Origin of the sequence: Dongia soli, assembly GCF_034044715.1 — a bacterium.
Lineage (GTDB): Bacteria > Pseudomonadota > Alphaproteobacteria > Dongiales > Dongiaceae > Dongia_B > Dongia_B soli.
Window position 1 is genome coordinate 1 of record NZ_JAXCLW010000029.1, and the last position, 661, is coordinate 661.

Consider the following 661-nt stretch of genomic DNA (forward strand, 5'->3'; position numbering starts at 1 on the left):
AATTGACGAGCCGAGGGCAGTATGAATAGAAAAGTGATGTTTACCTTTCTCGCACTTACCGGTGGCGTACTCGCGGCCGGCGCGTTCATCGAAACTACGGCAAGTCAAGCCCAGTCGACGGACAGCGAGAGCGCAGCGCCCAAGCGCTACCTTCCCGAATACACGGCAAAAGGTGACCTGATGCTGCCGAAAAATTGGCGACACTGGGTCTATGTGGGCTCCCCGCTCACGCCCAACGCCCTTAACGGCGGCGAGGCGAACTTTCCGGAATTCCACAACGTCTATATCGAGCCCGGATCATTTGCGATCTACGAGAAGACCGGGGAATTCCCCGAAGGAACGATCTTCTTCAAGGAGCTGCAGCTGACGGTCAAGGGCGAAGAAGCGGACGGCTCAAGGACCGAACCGTCGGGCCGTGGATATTTTCCAGGCGCCTTCAATGGCGCCGACGTGACGGTGAAGGATTCGAAGCGCTACGCGGCCACAGGTGGCTGGGGTTACTACAACTTTCACCACTACGAGCCGAAAGCGGAAACAGCATCTGTCAAGCCGAAAGCCGAGTGTGCCTTCTGCCACATTGCCAGCGCCAAAAAAGACGATGTATGGACCCAGTTTTACCCATCGCTCGACGAAATCGCCCAGAAATACCACAAGTGAGGTT

At 56.4% G+C, this 661-nt stretch carries 1 protein-coding gene; it reads left to right on the plus strand.

The features are described 5' to 3' along the window. Window positions 1-21: 21 nt before the first annotated feature. Window positions 22-657, plus strand: coding sequence for a cytochrome P460 family protein (locus SMD27_RS24075; protein ID WP_320511004.1), 636 nt, complete (start codon window positions 22-24; stop codon window positions 655-657). Window positions 658-661 lie beyond the last annotated feature (4 nt).